Raw genomic sequence first — 17,430 nt, 5'->3', positions numbered from 1 at the left:
TCCGAAAGTAGCATCGGGGGTGGCGGGAGTGCACGCGGAATCTCGAAACGGTTTTGGTCGTACGGGGGTTGGTCGCCGGCCCTCCGCTGCTTGCCCGCGCTCGTGCCGCGCCAGTGGCGCCTCGGTCGGGCGCCACTGGCGCCCGGTCGCGCGGTGGGGGAGGAGGCGCGGCATGATGGGGCGATGTCCCGAACGCCCGCACCGCACGGCCGGACCGGCCGGCCGCCCGTGACCTCCCGCCCGCAGATCCTGGAGGCCGCCCGGCGGCTCATCGACGTGGACGGCTGGGAGAAACTGACGATCCGTCGACTCGCTGCCGAGCTGGGCGTCGGGGCGACGACCCTCTACCACCACATCAGGAACAAGGACGAGTTGCTGGTCCTGATGCTCGACCAGCACCTGGCACAGCTCGGGCGCGTGCGGCTGCCGGATGATCCGCGCGAGCGCGTCATCGCGTCCGCCACGGCGATGCGCGACGCCCTCGCGGCGTGGCCGTGGGCGGCGGAGATCCTCACGGCCGACGGGTTCGTCGGGCTCCTGGACGAATCGGCGCTGTGGATGGTCGAGGCGATCCTCTCGGGGGCCGTCGACTGCGGCTGCACGCCCGCCCAGTCCGTTGACGTCTTCCGGGACGTCTGGTACTACACCGTCGGCGAGGTCCTGGTCCGCGCCAACACCGCCCGCCGCCGCCCCGACGCCGGACCGCTCACCTTCCGCGAGTCCTTCGACGCCACACAGGTCCCCCACCTGGCCGCCGTGGGCGACCGGTGGGGCGAGCTGGCGGCGCGGGACATCTACCCGGAGGGCGTACGCGACTTCGTGGACGGCCTGTTGGCGCGGTTCACCGGGACGGGGCCGTCGGGCGAGAGGCCAGCCGGGGCGCGACCTTCGGGCGAGCGGCCCGCGGGGCGAGGGCCTGGCGCCCCCCTTGAGGTCCACGCCGATGAGGGCACCGGCAAAGGAACCACCGCGGCCGGTGACTGAACCTCACCGGCGAAGATGTGTGTCGCCAGGAAGCCGGCGTCATCCCGGCCCTCGGTGACTGGACCGGCGACCACAGGCACAACTGCTCCCGCGGCGACGTCGTCGGCCCCTCGGGCGGCGCGGACCACAAGGAGGGCCTGGGCGCCGCCCTGTCACGGGCCGGGCGTCAGATGGACAGGGCCCTCTCCCGGGCCGCCAGCGACGCCCCGTACCGCCGCAGCAGCAGGACCGCCGTCGTCGCGAGGCCCGTGAGGAGGCCCAGCCAGATGCCGACGGTCTCCAGGCCCAGCGGGTGCGAGAGGAGCCAGGCCGCGGGCAGGCCGACGGCCCAGTAGCCGATGACCGTGATGCGAAAACCGCTCTTGGTGTCGTCCAGGCCGCGCAGCAGGCCGACGCCGATGTTCTGCGCGCAGTCGAAGAACTGCAGGAACGCCGTGACGATCAGCAGATGCGTGGCGATGGTCAGCGCCCGGTCCGAGCCGGAGTCCATGAAGGGGGCCAGGACCAGGCGCGGCACGGCGAGGTAGGCGATGCCGACGACCGCCATCACCGCCGCCGCGCACGCGAGCGCCGTGTTCTTGATGCGCCGCGCATCGTCGGTGCGGCCGAGCGCCAACTCCCTGCTGACGTTGATGGAGGCGGCGTGCGAGAGGCCCACGGCGACCTGGAAGACGATGTAGACGAGCTGGTTCACGGCCGTGTGCGCGGCTAGCGCCGCAGGCCCGAAGGCACCGGCCATCAGCGCCGTGACGGAGAAGAAGCCCGCCTCCGAGCCGTACGTCGCCGCGATCGGCACCCCGAGCCCGATGAGCCGCTTCACGGCGGCGGGATCGGCCTTGGCGGCGTTCAGCGTGAGCAGCGGCGCGAGGGTGGCGTCCCGCTTCGCGGAGGCGTACAGCGCGAGGAAGGAGAGCAGGTAGACGGTGGAGGTGGCCACGCCGATGCCGGTCAGGCCGAGCTTCGGCAGGCCCCATGTGCCGTGGATGAGCACCCAGTTGAGCGCCGCGTTGACGGCGATCGAGGCGACCGTGATGCGCAGCAGCGCCTGCGGGCGACGCATGCCGACGGTGAACTGGCGGATCGCCTGGAACCACAGGCACGGCAGCAGACCGGGCGCGAGCGCCAGCAGCATCGTCTGGGTGCGGTCGACGACGGCGGCGTCCTGGCCGAGCCACGTCAGGCACTGGCCGATGAGGACCATGAGGACAGCGCCGACGACACCGGCGAGCGTGGCGACGGCCATGCTCGCGCGCACGATGCCGCGCACCTCCTCGTGACCGCCCGCCTTGCCCGCCTCCGCCTTCGCGGCACTCCTCTCGGCGCCCTTCTCGGCGCTCTGCCCGTCGGCCTTCTCGGCACGGGCGGCCGCCGCGGCGATCTGGTTGCCGACCGAGGTGACCAGGCCGACGCCCATCGTGCGCAGCTGGTTGAAGATGACGATGGCGAGACCGCCCGCGGCCAGCTCCTGCGTGCCGAGCAGGCCCATCATCACCGTGTCGGTGGTGGTCAGGGCGACCTGCGCCAGCTGGGTGAGGATGAGCGGAACGGCGAGCGTGGCGAGCGCCCGGCTGTCGCCGAGCAGCGTCGCGAGCGCCGAGGGCGGCGCGTCCCGTCCGGACGCCTCGGCGGCGGGGGAGTCGGGCTTGGGGGGCATCGAGGTCATCGGTTCCTGCGGAGCTTGGTGAGGAGCTCGTCGATCTCGCGTTCCGCGTCGGGATCGAGGAGGTTGCGGGCGGTCATCCAGGCGTCGTCGAAGACGGTGTCCAGGTACTTCTCGCCGCCGTCGTTGATCAGGGCGACCATAGTGCTGCCCGGGGGGAGGGCGGCGAGGCGGGTCAGCGCCTCGTACACCACGCCGCCCGCGGAGCCGCCGATCAGCAGCCCGGTGCGGGCCACGGCCCGGCAGGTCGCGAACGCCTCGACGTCACCGACCTTGACGCCCTCGTCGATCAGGTCGAAGTCGACGAGCGCCCCGATCTCGGCGCCCTCGGGCGTGCCCGTGCCCGACTGGTAGTAGTCGTGGGCGGGCCCGCCGAACGCGATCGACCCCTTGGGCTCGACGCCGACGGTGGCGAACCCCGGTACGAGCTTGCGCAGTTCACGGGTCGTGCCGCACAGGGCGCCGCCCGTGCCGACCGCCCCGATCAGCACGTCGAGCCGGCCGTCGAGCGCCTCGTGCAGTTCGTGGGCCACGGGGAAGTAACCGACGCCGTTGCTGGGGTTGTTGTGCTGCTCGGTGAAGATGGTGTTGTCCTTGCCGCGCGCCATCTCCTCCGCCAGCTCCTCGCGCGCGGCGGTCGCCAGCTCCTCGCTGTCGCCGCCCTCGTCGACGTAGACCAGCTCCGTGCCGAGGGCCTTCATCGCGCGCAGCTTGTCCGTACAGGCGTGGTGGTCCACGACGGCCGTGAAGGTGTAGCCGCGCTCGGCGGCCACCACCGCGAGGCCGAGGCCGGTGTTGCCGGACGTCGACTCGATGATCCGTCCGCCGGGGCGCAGTTCGCCGCGCTCCTCGGCGTCGAGGATCATCTGCCGGGCCATGCGGATCTTCGCGGTGCCGGTGGGGTTGAACATCTCCAGCTTCAGCAGCAGCCTGCTGCCGGTCTCGGTGGTGGCAAGCTCCAGAAGGGGCGTGCGGCCGATGAGGTCGGACACGTGGGAGACCACGGCGGGGCGCTGCAGGGCTCCGGGCATCGATGTGCTCCTGTAGAGAGGGTGGCGGGGCGGCGTCAGGTGAAGTGGCGGTCCAACCGCCAGCGCGGTCGCGGCAGTTCGGTGCGGTCGACCACGACCTTGGGCGGCAGCGGCAGGTCGTGGAAGGGGGATTCGTTGGAGTCCATCTGGTAGCCCGCCGTGTTGGGGTAGACCAGCAGGTCACCGACGCGGGGCCGCCGCGGGAAGGGGATCTTGCGCCAGGTGAGCATGTCCGACTCCAGGCAGGTCGCGGCGCCGACGCTGGCGGGGTACGTCTCGTCCGCCCCGCCGGTTGCCGCCCCCGTGGCGCCCGTCGGCCCCGCGAGCCCGTCGCCCGGCACCAGTACCGGGTCCGGCAGGTACTCGCTGGCGAACCACTGCTCCGACAGGCTCAGGCTGCTCCCGTCCACGGTCAGCAGCCGGTAGCCCGTCCGCTCCTTGACGCCCTGGACGCGGAACACCGTCCCACCCGCCCGGTCGAGCAGCGCCCGCCCCGGTTCGAGCAACAGGTGAACGTCCAAGTCCCTCAGCACATCCGCGAGTTGGTGCCCACCGGCCCGATGGGCCAGCAGCGCCCGCAGCGCGTCCGCGCCCGCGAGGGGCGAGTGGTACGGGTAGAAGTCGCCGTCCGCGAACGACTTGCCCGCGTGGAAGTGCCCGTCGTGCCGTGCGGCGAGGAAGACCTGCCAGTCGTCGGCGCCGACGTAGCTGATCGGCAGCCCGCCGCCCACGCTGACGCGATCGGCCCGCAGGCCCGACGCCCGTGCCTTCAGGCAGAGTTCCGCGAGCGAGGCGGCCAGTTCGGCGCGGGCCGCGATGTCGTATCCGGAGAGGTGGAAGCTGAAGCCCTCCATGCGCAGGGCGGCCTCGCCGGCCCGCGCGCAGCGGTCCATGGCGGTCGCCAGCTCGGCCTCGTCGAGACCGAAGCGGCTGTGCGGCTGACCGGGGGGCAGGGCGCGCAGCAGCACGCGCGCAGGGCGGGCCACCCGCTCGACGCCGCTCACCAGGCCCAGCACCGCGTCGAGTTCGTCCAGGGCGTCCACGGCGATCAGCGCGCCCTGGCACACCGCGAGCCGCAGTAGATCGTGCCCCTTGGCGGGCCCCGTGACCATCAGGTGCTCCCCGGGCACGCCGTGGCCGAGCGCCTCGCGCAGCTCGCCGAGAGAGGCGACGTCGACGCCCGCGCCGAGGGCCGCGCACCGCTCGACCCACACGGCGGCCTTGTTGGCCTTCTTCGCGTAGTACACGAACCCGGTGACCCCCGCCTCCTCCAACGCCTCCCGCATGGCGCGGAGGTTGGCGTCGAAGGCATCGGGGAGCAGGAAGTGGAAGGGGCCCCCGAAGGCGTAGGCGAGTTCCCGCACGAGGCCACTGGCCAGCACGGCGTCGGTGCCGGGGTCGGGCAGCGAGGGCAGGCGCGCGGAGAAGGCGGCCGCGCTCGCCCCGTCGGTCCCGCTCAGCGCCACAGCGCCACCTCGTGGCCCAGGCCCTGCTCCAGTGCGAGCTGGGCGAAGCGGTGGCCCAGGGCGATGTCCGTGACGACGAGACCGCTGTTGTACGCGAAGATCCGCTCCTCGGCGCCCGTCCGGCCCGCCGCCGCGCCCGCGATCACCGGCGGGAACTCCGCGTCCACCGCGGGCAGTTCGCCCTTGGTGTCGGCCATGTCGGTGCCCGTGACGTTCATCTGCGCCTCGCTGGTGGCGATGACGCGGTCGGCCCGGTGCAGGGTCGAGGGCGCGAGGCCGTGGCCGACCAGGATGGACAGGGCGCCGGGCTTCAGCCAGTCGGCCTCGATCGCCGCGGGGGTGTGGCCGCCCGCGGTGGCGACGACGACGTCGGCGTCCCCGGCGGCGGCGCGCAGGTCCTCGACCAGTTCCACCTCGCGGTCGGGGAAGTGCCGGCGCAGCTCGTCGCGTACCGCCTGGATGCCCTCGGGGTGCGTGCCGGACAGCATCAGCCGCTCCAGACCCGGCAGGGCGGTCAGCAGGAACGGCAGCGCGAGCCGCCCCTGCGTGCCCGTTCCGACGACGAGCGCGCTGCGGGCGCCGGGCGCGGCCAGTTCGCGGGCGAGCAGCGCGGAGACGGCGGGGGTGCGCAGCGAGCCGATGCGGGCGCAGTCCATCATCGCCACCGGCAGCCCGGTCACATCGTCGTAGATCGTGAGCGAGGTGTAGTAGTGCTGCTCCTCGCGGCCCTTGTCGAGGCCGTGCTTGTACGAGGTCTTGATGGCGACGACGTCGCGGGAGCCGTCACGGCCGAGCATCGCGTAGGAGACGGAGTGCCCGTCCTTGGGCTTGACGGTCAGCTTGCGCGGGTTGTCCGACTCCCCGGCGTGCAGGGTGCGGTAGGCGCCCTCGACGGTGGAGATCACGTCGGCCAGGGAGATGTCGAGGCCGGCGAGGTCGCTGGTCGACAGGATGCGCAGGTGCTGGTCGTCGCCGGATATTCGGCTCCCGGCGGGGCTTTCGGGGCCGGCCGAGGCGCCGGGGCCGGGGGAGGTGGTGCCGGTCATGGTGTCCTTTCCTTCCGGTGCGTGGGGGGGGCGCGTTCAGCCGGCGTGCGCTGCGAGCGCGACCCGGCCGCGGCCGAACGCCTCCAGCGCCGCCTGACCGTAACCGTGCTCGTCGGCCTCGGCCAAGGGGCGCCGGCGTCGGCCGGGCACCCGCACCGAGGCCCGCTTGAGCCAGCGGTCGGTTCCGTCGTAGCGGGCCTTGAAGGGCACCCTGCCGTGCACGACCAGGTCGTTGTCGACGACGAGGACCTCGCCCGGCTCCAGGCTCACCGCGACGGATACCCGGGCCAGTTCGTCCGCCAGGCGCCGGTAGGCGGCCCGGTACTCCTCGTCGGCGTCCTCCATCGGCGTGTACGCGGGGTCGAAGCGGAGCGTGAGCCCGTCCTCGGCGGCGAACAGGGCGGGCACCGGCGGGGGAGCGGCGTCGGCGTAGCCCTGGGCCTCGGCGTAGGCGTCGTCGGGCAGGATCGGCAGGACGGGCCGGGAGAGCAGCTCCACGTCCTTCTCGCTGAGCCGGACCTTGCGGATGCTGGCCGCGGTGGTCGCGATGCGGTCGTGGTTGCGCATGCAGCCCAGCATCAGCAGGTGGGCGCGGCCGGGGTGGAAGGCGTCCTCGGTGTGCGGGCTGAGGAGCACGGTGCTGCTGGCGCCGGTCTGTTCGGACTCGTGGCCCGGCGAGGGCACGATGTTGTGCACGAACCGGCCGTCCTGCTGGCCCTGCCAGGCGATGGGGTCGCCCATCACGCCGGCGAGCAGCAGCAGCACGATGTCGTGGACGGCGCCGCGGTCACCGGCGTGGGCCCAGCCGGGCGGGGTCGGGCCTATCTCGGCGTCGTCGACGTCGAGGCCGCGCAGGACGAAGAGGCCGTCATCGGTGTCGACGGGCCGGCAGTGGTGTCGCAGAGTGTCGCCGAACCCCGCCGCGGACTGCTCAACTCGCTCCAGGAGGCGGGGAGATGTCGCGGATGTGCCGAATTCGTCGAGAATCTTCCGGGCCGCGGTGCGGAGCTCGCCCACGGAGTGGGGGTCCAGCCGGCGGACTGGTGCGTCTGCTGCCGTGCTCATCGCGAGATAAGTCCGTTTCCGTCGAGTTGGTGGAGGAATCCGGGCGGGCGATCTCCGGTGACGGGCCGAACGCTAGCAGTAAACTTAGGTAAGGCAAACCTTAGACTTCGAAGGGGAACTGTCGCCTTCCGTCCGGCAAGTGGGGAGGCCGGGGGCGCACTTGACCACGTGCGCTGGGTTGCGCACACGGATGCCATTAGGATAGGCAACCCTAAGATTATCCGATCGTATCGGCTTCGACCTGCGAATCGACTTGCGATTCGGCCGGTGTCCCGCCCTGCGCATCGACATACCGCTCTGAACTGGAACGAGGACGTACGTGGACATCACCAGGCGCCAAGTGCTGTGGGCCGGCGGAGCATTGGGTACGGCGACGCTGCTCACCGCGTGCTCCGGGGACGGTGACACCTCGTCCAAGGCGGGCGGCGGCAAGCCCCGCAAGGGCGGCACGCTGCGCGTCGGCGCCCTCGGCCGCGCCTCGGCCATCACCCGGGACCCGCACGGCACCCAGGCCAACGAGAGCGACTACCTCATCATCGCCCTGGTGTACGACACCCTCACCGCCCCCGGCGCCAAGGACAACACCGCCCCGCGCCTGGCCGCCAGTTGGAAGCCCTCCGCCGACCTGAAGACCTGGCGCTTCAAGATCGCGGAAGGGGCCACGTTCCACGACGGCTCCCCCGTCACCGCCGACGACGTCGTCTGGTCGCTCAAGCGGCTGCGCGCCACCCCCTCCGGCGCCTCCCGGCTGCCCGGCATCAAGGCCGAGAACATCAAGGCCGAGGGCAAGGACACCGTCGTCCTCGTCTCCGACTACGCCAACGCCGAACTGCCCCTGCTCACCCGCCTGTCCACCTTCGTCCTGAAAAAGGGCACCGAGAAGAAGGACCTGGGCAAGGCCCCCGGCACCGGCCCCTTCAAGCTCGACTGGTTCCGCTCGGGCAACGCCCGCCTCGTGCGCAACGAGCACTGGCACGGCGGCGACGTCCTGCTGGACGCCATCGAGGTCAAGATCTTCGAGTCCCCCCAGGCCATGTCCAACGCGCTGCTCGCCGGACAGATCGACCTCGCCTCCAACGTCGGCGCCGTCGCCGCCCGCACCGCCGAGAAGCGCGGCGACGTCCAGGTCGTGCGCCGCCCCGACGACATGGCGATGCCGATCGTCATGCGCACGGCCGGCGGCCCCTTCGCCGACCCCAAGGTCCGCGAGGCGCTGCGCCTGGCCGTCGACCGCAAGGCCATGGTCAAGCAGGTCCTGTCCGGTTACGGCACCGTCGGCAACGACATCATGGGCACCGGCGACCCGGCCTACGACTCGGGCATCCCGCAGCGCGGACGCGACCTCGCCAGGGCCAAGTCCCTGCTGAAGGAAGCGGACTTCGACACCTCCAAGACGTACAAGCTGATGACGACCGAGGACATCGCCGGCCTCGCCGAGTCCGCGACGCTCTTCGCGAGCCAGGTGCGCGAGGCGGGCGTCAAGATCCAGGTGGTCAAGCAGGAGTCCGCCACCTTCTACGACAAGACGTGGCTCAAGGCCGACCTCTACACCACCTACTGGGGCACCAACGACTCGGTGATCTTCTTCGCCAGCAAGACCATGGAGTCCAAGTCGGGCCAGAACGAGGCCGCGTGGAAGAACACGGAGTTCGACGCCGCCTACCGCGAGTCCATCGGCGCCAAGGACGCGGGCGCGCGCGCCAAGGCCCTCGAAAAGCTCCAGCGGATCCAGCACGAGGACTCCGGCTACCTGCTGTGGGGCGTCGCCGAGGGCATCGACCTGGCCGCCGCCCCCGTGCACGGCCTGCCCAAGCTGCCCGGCTACGGACGCGTTCAGCTCGAGCGGGCATGGCTGGCCCGCTGAGCGGCACGGTGAGCGAGCGGGTCGCGGGCCTTCGCCCGCGGCCCGCCGGACCCGTGCTCGCCGGGACCCTGCGCCTCACCGGACTGCTCGCACGCCGGGCGCTGCTGCTCGCCGTCCTGCTCGCCACCGTCTTCGTCGCCGTCGAACTCCTGCCGGGCGACGCCGCCAATGCCACCTCCGAGCGCGGCGAGAGCGCCGCCGACCTCGCGCGCCGCCGCGAACTCCTCGGCCTCGACCGGCCCGTCCTCACCCGCTTCTGGGAGTGGATGACCGGACTGCCCACCGGTGACTTCGGCACCTCCGCGCGCGGCGAGCCGATCGCCGACATCCTCTCCAAGCCGCTGCCCAACACGCTGCTTCTGGGCGGCCTCGCGCTCCTGGTCACCCTCGTCGCCTCGCTCGCCCTCGGCTGCTGGGCCGCGCTCAAGCCGGGCGGCGCCACCGACCGGGCCATCTCCGCGAGTGCCACCGGCATCCTCGCGCTGCCCGAGTTCGTGGTGGCCGTCGCGCTCGTCCTCGTCTTCGCGCTCTGGACCGACCTGCTGCCCGCCGTCACCCTCACCGACGCCGACGGCTCGCCCGCCTCCTGGCGGATGCTGATCCTGCCCGTCCTCGCCCTCGCCATCCCGCAGATCGGCTGGAACGTCCGCATCGTGCGCGCCGCCCTCGCCGACGAGGCCAAGGCACCGCATGTGGAGAGCGCCGTCATCGACGGACTGCCGCGCCACCGCGTCTTCACCCACCACCTGCTGCCCGGCGCCCTGCCCACCGTCGCGGCGGGCATCGCCACCTCCACCGGCATGCTGCTCGGCGGCGCCGTCGTGGTGGAGACCATCTTCAACTACCCGGGCATCGGCTCGGTCCTCGCCGGTGCCGTCACCGACCGCGACGGCCCGCTCGTCGCCGGTGTCGTCGCCGTCACCGGCGTCGTCATCACCGGCGTACTGCTCCTCGCCGACCTCGTGCGTTCCTGGGCCTCGGGAGGCCGTACATGACCGCGCCCCACACCCTGTCGAAGCGTGCCGTACGCCGCCTCCCGCGCCGTGGGGTGGTCCTGCGCGTCCTGCCCGCCCTGCTGCTCGTCGCCCTCGCCCTCGCCGGGCCCTGGCTCGCGCCGTACGCCATCGACAGCCCCGTCACCGCCCCCTACGCCGAACCGGGCGGCAAGGCGGCGCTCGGCGGCGACCAGCTCGGCCGCGACGTCCTGAGCCGGCTGCTCGCCGGCGGCCGCGAACTCATCGCCACCTCCCTGCTGGTGGCCTTCCTGGTGACCGGCGCCGCCGCGCTGCTCGGCGCGCTCGGCGCGCTGCGCCCCGCCGTCGGACGGATCGTCGAACGCTGCGCCGACGTCCTCATGCTGCTGCCCGCCGTCCTCGGCATCCTGCTCATCGCCCTGTCCTGGCCGGGCGGCGGGCGGTTCGCCGTCATCGCGGCCGCCGTGGTGATGGGCGTGCCCTACGCCGTACGCCTGGTCGCGGGCGCCGCCGCGCCGGTCGCCGCCTCCGGGTACATCGAGGCCGCGGCGGTCGGCGGTGAACGCCTGTGGCACCTCGTCGTGCGCGAGGTCCTGCCCAACCTGCGGGCCACCCTGCTCGCCCTCTTCGGGCTGCGCTTCGTCGCCGCCGTCTACATCGTGGCGACCGCCGGCTTCCTCCAGGTGGGGCCGCAGCCGCCCGCCGCCGACTGGGCACTCATGATCCGCGAGAACTCCGGCGGCATCGTCCTGAACCCGTGGGCGGTGCTCGCGCCCTCCCTCGCCATCGGCCTGCTCGCCATGAGCGTCAACCTCGCGGCGTCGGCGCTCGTGCCGCGCGCCGGCCGCCGAGCGGTGACCGCGCTGTGAGAGGGAAGAGCGCGCAGTGAGAAGAAAGCGTGCGGTGGGACGGAAGAGCGCGCCGGTGACGCCAGAGACCGCGATGACCCGGGGGGTCGCCTCGTGAACCACATGCCCGACTGGTACCCCGAGGGCCAAGTGCCCGCCTCCGGCGTGGCCGTACGCGTCCAGGGGCTGACCGTCGCCGACGACGACGGCCGTCTCCTCCTGGCGGGCGGCGGGATGGAGGTGCGGCCCGGCCGCGTCACGGCGCTCGTCGGCCCCTCGGGGTCCGGCAAGACCACCCTCCTGCGGGCCGTCGCCGGGGTCCTGCCGCCCGGCGCCCGGCGCACCGCCGGCACCGTCGAGGTGCTCGGCCAGGACCCCCTGGCGCTCGGCCCGGCCGACCTGCGCGCCCTGCGTCGCCACCGCCTCGCCTACCTCGGCCAGGACCCGGGCTCCGGACTCAACCCCCGCATGAAGGTGCGCCGCCTCATCGCCGAGGTCGCCGTCGACCGGGGGCCCCAAGCGCTGCGCGCCCAGCTGGAAGAGGTGCGCCTGCCTCTCGGCGAGGGCTTGGAGAACCGCCGCACGGGCGAGCTGTCCGGCGGCCAGCAGCGCCGCGTGGCCCTCGCCAGGGCGTTGGCCCGCCGCCCCGCCGTCCTTCTCCTGGACGAGCCCACCGCCGGCCTCGACCCACGGGTGCGGGACGAGATCGCCGAGCTGCTGCGCCACCTGGCGGCCCACCACCGCCTCGCCGTCGCCCTGTCCTGCCACGACGCGGACCTCGTCTCGCGGCTGGCGGACGACGTGGTCGACCTGGCGGCCGAAGGGGCCCCGCCGATCCCGCTGCCCGCGCCGTGCCCCCGTACGCGTGAGGTCCGGCCCGCGCCGGACGGCGTCCCCAAGCTCGCCGTCACCGCACTGCGCGCGTCGTTCACCCGGCGGGGCCGGGGCGTGCCCGTGCTGCACGGCGTGGACCTGAGCGTCACCGCCGGCTCCAGCACGGGCATCGTCGGCGCGTCGGGGTCCGGCAAGACCACGCTGGTGCGTGCCGTGGTCGGGCTGCACCGGCCCACCGAGGGCACGGTCGCCCTCGACGGCGTGCGCCTGCACCCCGCCGCCCACGGCCGCACCCGCGCCCAGCGCCGCGCGCTCCAACTCGTGCCGCAGGACCCGCTCGGCACCCTCAACCCGAGCCGCACCGTGGGCGACACCCTCGGCCGCCCGCTGCGCCTGCACGAGCGGGCCACGCGCGCCGAGGCCCCCGGGCGCGTCCTGGAACTCCTGGAGAGCGTCGGCCTGCCCGCGCACTTCGCCGACCGCTACCCCCACGAGCTGTCGGGCGGCCAGCGGCAACGCGCCTCCATAGCAAGGGCGTTGGCGGCCGACCCCGACGTCCTGGTCTGCGACGAGGTCACCTCGGCCCTGGACGAGAGGACCGCGGGCGCGGTGATGGACCTGCTCGAAGAGCTGCGGGAGAGCCGCGGCCTGGCCCTGGTGCTCATCAGCCACGACCTGCGGCTGGTGGCGAGCCGCACGGACGCGCTGCTCGTCCTCGCGGAGGGCCGCGCCGTGGAGTCCGGCGCCACCGAGCAGATCCTGGGGGCGCTGGGGACACGGTGACCCCCGAGGGCGGCCCTCCGGAAGGGCGCGGCCCGCGGCGCGCTCACGTACCGCTCACGCGGCCCCTTCGCTGTTTATCGCCTGTTGATCGCCTCCCTGCACGCTCCGCTCGTCCAGTCCGTCACGCACCAACGGAAACGACCGGAGGCACGTACATGAAGATGGTCCGTTCGCTCAAGAAGAGGATCACCGGCGAGAAGAGCCTGAAGGCGTACGCCTGGTACCACTGGTACTAAACCGGCGAATCGTCCCTCTGAGTGCCCCGTGCCCGGCGTGCCCGAGCGGCCGCCGGGCACGGGCCTCCCGCCCTTGGAGACCACCGATGCCCCTCTCCGGTACCGACCGGTCCACCCGGACCACCGTCTTCGCGCCGCGGCTCCACGCCCTGTTGCGCGAGCACCGCGGTGCGGACGCGTTCCGCCTGGACGCCGACACCATGGGCGTCGCCGGGCCCGAGCTGACCGACCGGATCCTCGCCGCCCGGCCGGCCACCGAGCACGAACGCCCCACGTTCAAACCCCTGCACGGCCGCTCCATCCACCGCACCGAGGCCTCCCACGTGATGCGGGCCATCGGCCGCGACGTCCGCGCGGCCCTGCGGGCCCCCGTGCCGGGCGCCGCCGACCTCACCGGCGAGTGGCCGCACGTCGGCCATGTCTACCTGCGCGACCTGATCCTCGGCGCCGACCCCTACCGGCTGCGCATCCTCATGGACCGCACCCTGGAGCTGACGCCCAAGCTGACGTGGACGGTCATCGCCGTCGGCGCCGCGTTGCCCGGCAGGCTCCGGCCGGGCGCGCCCGTGACCGAGATCGCGGGCCTGACCGCCGACGCCGCAAGCTACAGCGACCGGCGGTACGCGATGGGCATGTACCGGCGGGCGGCGGCGCCCGTCTGCTTCACCGTCTCCACGCTCGTCGCCAGTGCCTACTGGCTCGGCGCGCCCTTCGCGGCCGACGTCCCGAACGAGCACATCCTGTACGAGGCCATGCGCCTGCTGCCCCCTTCCTGGAACGTCCTGCGCAACGCGTCCCCGGAGTACCCCGCCCTCGACGCCCGCATCGGCGCCGGCGACGACGTCCTGGTGCTGCCACTGCTCAGCCACCGCGACCCGGCCCTGTGGGACGACCCCGACGCGTTCCGCCCCGAGCGCTGGGCCGGCCTCGACCCCGACGACCACCCCGGCTACCTGCCCTTCGGCCACGCCTCCGAGCGCTGCTGGGGCCGGCACATGGTGATGCCGCTGGCCGGGATGCTGCTGGACATGCTGCGCTCCGAGGGGCTGACGGTCGATCCGCGGCAGACCACCGCCAAGGTCCCCCTCGCGGGGCTGCTCGGCGTCGACAAGGTGCGACTGGTACGACCGGCCTAACGGGCCGGGCCGGCCACCGGAGCCGGTGTGTCCCGGCGGAAGAGTGCCGTCCAGAGGAAGGGCTCGCCGAAGTGCGCGGAGTTCTCGGGCTCGTCGCGCATGCGGCGCAGCTCGACCTCCGTCAGATCGCCGAAGATCCACCGCAGGGAGCCGTCCTCGTAGGCCAGGCCGCCGTGCAGGGCGCCCTGCCGGTAGAAGTCCGCGTCGGGCAGTCGTGACCCCATGCCGTCGTCGCCGGCGGCGAAGCAGGTGAGGGAGAAGTGGCCGCCGGGGGCCAGGACGCGGTCCAGGAGGTCGAGGTAGCTGACGCGGCGGTGCGGCGGCAGATGGTGGAAGCAGCCCGAGTCGTGCACCAGGTCGTACGGTCCTGCCAACTCGGCCCGCGTCAGGGCGAACGCGTCGCCCTGGTGGAAGCGCACGTCGGCCCCCGCCTCACGGGCGCGGTCCCCGGCCCAGGCGAGGGCGGCGGGAGAGAGGTCGACGGCGTCCACCTCGAAGCCCAGCGAGGCCAGATACAGGGCGTTGCGGCCCGGTCCGCAGCCGAGGTCGAGCGCGCGGCCCGGCGTGAGCAGGCCCCGTTCCACGTAGGAGGCGAGGCTCTCGTCCGGCTTCGCCGCGAAGAACGGCACGGGCCTGGTGCGGTCGGCGTAGAAGTCGTCCCACCAGCCGCTGCCGCCGCTCGTCCAGCGGTCGGCCGCCGGCGCGAACAGACCGTCCAAGAGGTTCAGCACGTCGTCGATCGTGCGGATGTCGCGATCCATCAAGTCCCCTTCCCGAGAGGGTGATGGTAGGCCGCACGGCTGGTGAAAGCCCAGGTCAGAGCCTGTTCGCGGGAGTCCTCCGGAGGTCGTGGGCGGGCGCTCGACGGGCCCGTGCGCAAGCTCCGGGCCCGGCGCCCCGCCCCCACTCCCAAGAGGCGCCCGTGCCGCCGTCAGATGGCCGCACGGGGCCTCGCGCGGCGTCGCCGGGGCGACTTTCGCGAGGGAGGCGAACGGTGTGTTCACGTGAAGTATCCCCAGAAGTAATCGCAGCTGCTTGGATGTGCGGGCGCCGTGCCCACGGCCGCTTCCGGCCCGGCCGGAACAGCAGCAACAGCCCCCCGCCCTCAGGAGATTCAGTGCCGCACTCCGCGCTGCGCAGGTCCCACGCGGCGGCGATCACCGCCGTGCTCGCCGCCGCCACGCTCGCCGCCGTCGCCCCCGGCGCGAGCGCCGCCGACGCGTCCGTCGCCACGCCCTCGCTCAAGGTGCTCACGTACAACACGTTCCTGTTCAGCAAGACGCTCTACCCGAACTGGGGCCAGGACCACCGGGCCAAGGCCATACCGGCGGCCGGCTTCTTCGGCGGGCAGGACGTCGTCGTGCTCCAGGAGGCGTTCGACAACTCCGCCTCCGACGCGCTGATGGCGAACGCCAAGGGCCGCTACCCGCACCAGACGCCGGTGATGGGGCGCGGCCGGAGCGGCTGGGACGCCACCGGCGGCGCGTACTCCTCGGTGGCGCCCGAGGACGGTGGCGTGACGGTCCTGAGCAAGTGGCCGATCCTGCGCAAGGAGCAGTACGTCTACAAGGACGCCTGCGGCTCCGACTCCTACTCCAACAAGGGCTTCGTCTACGCCGTGCTGGACGTGAACGGCACCAGGGCGCACGTGGTCGGCACCCACGCCCAGTCCACCGACCCGGGCTGCGGCAGCGGCGAGGCCGCCGCCACCCGCGCCGAGCAGTTCAAGGAGCTGGACGCCTTCCTCGACGCCAAGAACATCCCGGCCGGCGAACAGGTGCTCGTCGCGGGCGACTTCAACGTCGACTCGCACAGCCCCGAGTACGCCTCGATGCTCGCCGACGCGGGCCTCGCCCCCGCCGACGGCCGCACCGGCCACCCGTACTCCTTCGACACCCGGGACAACTCGATCGCCGCCGAGCGCTACCCGGACGACCCCCGCGAGGACCTCGACTTCGTCCTGCACCGCAAGGGCCACGCGCGCCCCGCCACCTGGCACAACAATGTGCTCAAGGAGCAGAGCGCGCCCTGGACCGTCTCCAGCTGGGGCAAGCAGTACACGTACACGAACCTGTCGGACCACTACCCCGTGACGGCGTACTAGGCCTGACCCACCGTCACATCACCTGTGCCACGGGCCCGTCACGGCGAACGTCGTGCCGGGCGTGTAGCAGTTGACGTACATCGTGCCGTGGTCGGGGGAGAACGTGACACCCGCGAACTCCCCCCACTCCGGCTTGTCCGGGGCGCCGATGGTCTGGCGGTTGCGGGCCATCGCGTAGACCTCGCCGCGCCGGGTGACGCCGTAGACGTGCTGGGCGCCGTCGCCGTCCTCGCACACCATCAGGCCGCCGGTCGGCGCGAGGCAGATGTTGTCGGGGGAGTCGCCGGGCAGCTGGACGTCCGTGCCAGGGCCGAAGACGATCACCAGGGTGAGGCGGCGCCGGGCGGGGTCGTAGCGCCAGATCTGCCCGAAGTGGTCGCCCGCCGAGCCGTCCGTCTTTCGCGCGAAGGACGAGACGAAGTAGACGCAGGAGCCGCCCCAGTAGCAGCCCTCCAGCTTCTGGGCGTGCGTGATGCCCTTCGGGCCGAAGTCCTGGAGGCGGATGGGCGTCTGCGCGGCCAGCGGGTCGGGGACGTCCACCCACTCGACGCCGTCGAAGCTCGTGCCCGCCTCCTGGATCGAGGACAGGTCCGGCGCACCCGGCACGCGCATCGCCTGGAGCCTGCCGCCCGCCCGCAACGAGCCCCGGCCGCCCTTGGGCTTGTCCGGCAGGAAGCGGTAGAAGAGGCCGAAGGGCTTGAGGAAGGCGTCCTCGGTCTCGTAGACGATGCCGCGCCCGGGGTCGACGGCGATCGCCTCGTGCTGGAAGCGGCCCATCGCGGTGAGCGGCACGGCGCCGGTGCGGCGCGGGTCCACCGGGTCGACCTCGAAGATGAAGCCGTGGTCCTTGGTGTAGCCGTTCGTGCCGGCCTTGTCCTCGGTCTCCTCGCAGGTCAGCCAGGTGCCCCAAGGGGTCGGCCCGCCCGCGCAGTTGACGGCGGTCCCGGCGATCCCCACCCGTTCGTCCAGGACACCGTTCCGGCCGTCGAGGGACAGCGTCGTACAGCCGCCCTTGGCCGCCGGGTCGTAGGTGAGCCCCTCGACCGTGGGCACGGCGATCTTGGCGGTGACGCGGTTCTCGTGGTTGCGCACGAGGCGGACGCCCCCGCGCTCGCCCCGGAAGGCGGCCATGCCGTCGTGGTTGCCGGGCACGGCGCCCTCACCGGAGCGGAGCTGGTCGCCCTCGCGGGAGAGCACCCGGTAGCGGAAACCTTTCGGCAGATCGAGCAGACCCTTGGGGTCGGGGACGAGGGGGCCGTAACCGGCCTTCCCGTGCGCGGCGGCGGTGCCCGCGAAGAGTTCCGAGAGAGCGCCGGTGAAGGCGATGGTGGCGCCCACGGCCCCGGAACGGGCGAGGACCTGACGTCGAGTGGCAGACATGACGGGCAACCTCCTGCTG

15 protein-coding genes are annotated in these 17,430 nt (G+C 72.9%); 8 read left to right on the top strand and 7 right to left on the bottom strand.

Features of this window, described 5'->3' with window-relative positions:
* The first annotated feature begins 183 nt into the window (after positions 1 to 183).
* Entirely contained in the window at positions 184 to 984 is an 801-nt protein-coding gene (locus tag ACZ5GP_RS27185; protein WP_468753308.1) for a TetR/AcrR family transcriptional regulator, read from the top strand.
* 166 nt (positions 985 to 1,150) lie between these two features.
* On the opposite strand, the gene ACZ5GP_RS27180 is transcribed toward ACZ5GP_RS27185, so the two are convergent.
* Genes ACZ5GP_RS27180 through ACZ5GP_RS27160 form a run of 5 tightly spaced genes read right to left on the bottom strand, consistent with a single transcriptional unit; the run spans position 1,151 to position 7,252 of the window.
* Complete coding sequence (locus ACZ5GP_RS27180) at positions 1,151 to 2,638, bottom strand: MATE family efflux transporter (protein WP_468753429.1); 1,488 nt, start codon at positions 2,636 to 2,638, stop codon at positions 1,151 to 1,153.
* 5 nt (positions 2,639 to 2,643) lie between these two features.
* Positions 2,644 to 3,675, bottom strand: a complete 1,032-nt coding sequence (locus tag ACZ5GP_RS27175) for a cysteine synthase family protein (protein ID WP_468753307.1) — start codon at positions 3,673 to 3,675, stop codon at positions 2,644 to 2,646.
* Positions 3,676 to 3,710: 35 nt separating this feature from the next.
* Positions 3,711 to 5,135 (bottom strand): type III PLP-dependent enzyme domain-containing protein, encoded by a 1,425-nt coding sequence (locus tag ACZ5GP_RS27170; RefSeq protein WP_468753428.1) that lies wholly within the window; start codon positions 5,133 to 5,135, stop codon positions 3,711 to 3,713.
* Positions 5,132 to 6,187 (bottom strand): ornithine cyclodeaminase family protein, encoded by a 1,056-nt coding sequence (locus ACZ5GP_RS27165; RefSeq protein WP_468753306.1) that lies wholly within the window; start codon positions 6,185 to 6,187, stop codon positions 5,132 to 5,134. Before ACZ5GP_RS27165 ends, ACZ5GP_RS27170 begins: the two co-directional genes overlap by 4 nt.
* A gap of 36 nt (positions 6,188 to 6,223) precedes the next feature.
* Entirely contained in the window at positions 6,224 to 7,252 is a 1,029-nt protein-coding gene (locus ACZ5GP_RS27160; RefSeq protein ID WP_468753305.1) for a TauD/TfdA family dioxygenase, read from the bottom strand.
* A 319-nt stretch (positions 7,253 to 7,571) separates the two neighbouring features.
* On the opposite strand from ACZ5GP_RS27160, the gene ACZ5GP_RS27155 reads away from it, so the two are divergent.
* The 6 genes from ACZ5GP_RS27155 to ACZ5GP_RS27130 all read left to right on the top strand — a co-directional run bounded on the left by ACZ5GP_RS27155 (position 7,572) and on the right by ACZ5GP_RS27130 (position 13,927).
* Positions 7,572 to 9,116 (top strand): ABC transporter substrate-binding protein, encoded by a 1,545-nt coding sequence (locus tag ACZ5GP_RS27155; RefSeq protein WP_468753304.1) that lies wholly within the window; start codon positions 7,572 to 7,574, stop codon positions 9,114 to 9,116.
* Entirely contained in the window at positions 9,101 to 10,111 is a 1,011-nt protein-coding gene (locus tag ACZ5GP_RS27150) for an ABC transporter permease (protein ID WP_468753303.1), read from the top strand. Before ACZ5GP_RS27155 ends, ACZ5GP_RS27150 begins: the two co-directional genes overlap by 16 nt.
* Positions 10,108 to 10,959, top strand: a complete 852-nt coding sequence (locus ACZ5GP_RS27145) for an ABC transporter permease (protein WP_468753302.1) — start codon at positions 10,108 to 10,110, stop codon at positions 10,957 to 10,959. Before ACZ5GP_RS27150 ends, ACZ5GP_RS27145 begins: the two co-directional genes overlap by 4 nt.
* Positions 10,960 to 11,052: 93 nt before the next feature.
* Positions 11,053 to 12,555, top strand: coding sequence for an ABC transporter ATP-binding protein (locus ACZ5GP_RS27140; RefSeq protein WP_468753301.1), 1,503 nt, complete (start codon positions 11,053 to 11,055; stop codon positions 12,553 to 12,555).
* Between the two features lie 155 nt (positions 12,556 to 12,710).
* Entirely contained in the window at positions 12,711 to 12,791 is an 81-nt protein-coding gene (locus tag ACZ5GP_RS27135) for a tryptorubin family RiPP precursor (RefSeq protein ID WP_358586696.1), read from the top strand.
* Between the two features lie 86 nt (positions 12,792 to 12,877).
* Entirely contained in the window at positions 12,878 to 13,927 is a 1,050-nt protein-coding gene (locus tag ACZ5GP_RS27130; RefSeq protein ID WP_468753300.1) for a cytochrome P450, read from the top strand.
* Here the strand turns inward: ACZ5GP_RS27130 and ACZ5GP_RS27125 are convergent.
* A complete protein-coding gene (locus ACZ5GP_RS27125; protein WP_468753299.1) occupies positions 13,924 to 14,688 on the bottom strand; it encodes a class I SAM-dependent methyltransferase in 765 nt (254 codons plus the stop codon). The two genes, ACZ5GP_RS27130 and ACZ5GP_RS27125, sit on opposite strands and share 4 nt — an antisense overlap.
* A 356-nt stretch (positions 14,689 to 15,044) precedes the next feature.
* On the opposite strand from ACZ5GP_RS27125, the gene sph reads away from it, so the two are divergent.
* Positions 15,045 to 16,031, top strand: coding sequence for a sphingomyelin phosphodiesterase (sph, locus tag ACZ5GP_RS27120; protein WP_468753298.1), 987 nt, complete (start codon positions 15,045 to 15,047; stop codon positions 16,029 to 16,031).
* A gap of 18 nt (positions 16,032 to 16,049) precedes the next feature.
* Here sph and ACZ5GP_RS27115 read toward each other — a convergent pair whose 3' ends face one another.
* Positions 16,050 to 17,411, bottom strand: a complete 1,362-nt coding sequence (locus tag ACZ5GP_RS27115; protein WP_468753297.1) for an alkaline phosphatase PhoX — start codon at positions 17,409 to 17,411, stop codon at positions 16,050 to 16,052.
* Positions 17,412 to 17,430: the final 19 nt, after the last annotated feature.

The organism is Streptomyces sp. NPDC031466 (genome assembly GCF_055581265.1).
Note: the sequence above shows the minus strand (reverse complement) of the source record. Positions and strands in the feature narration are given on the sequence as shown.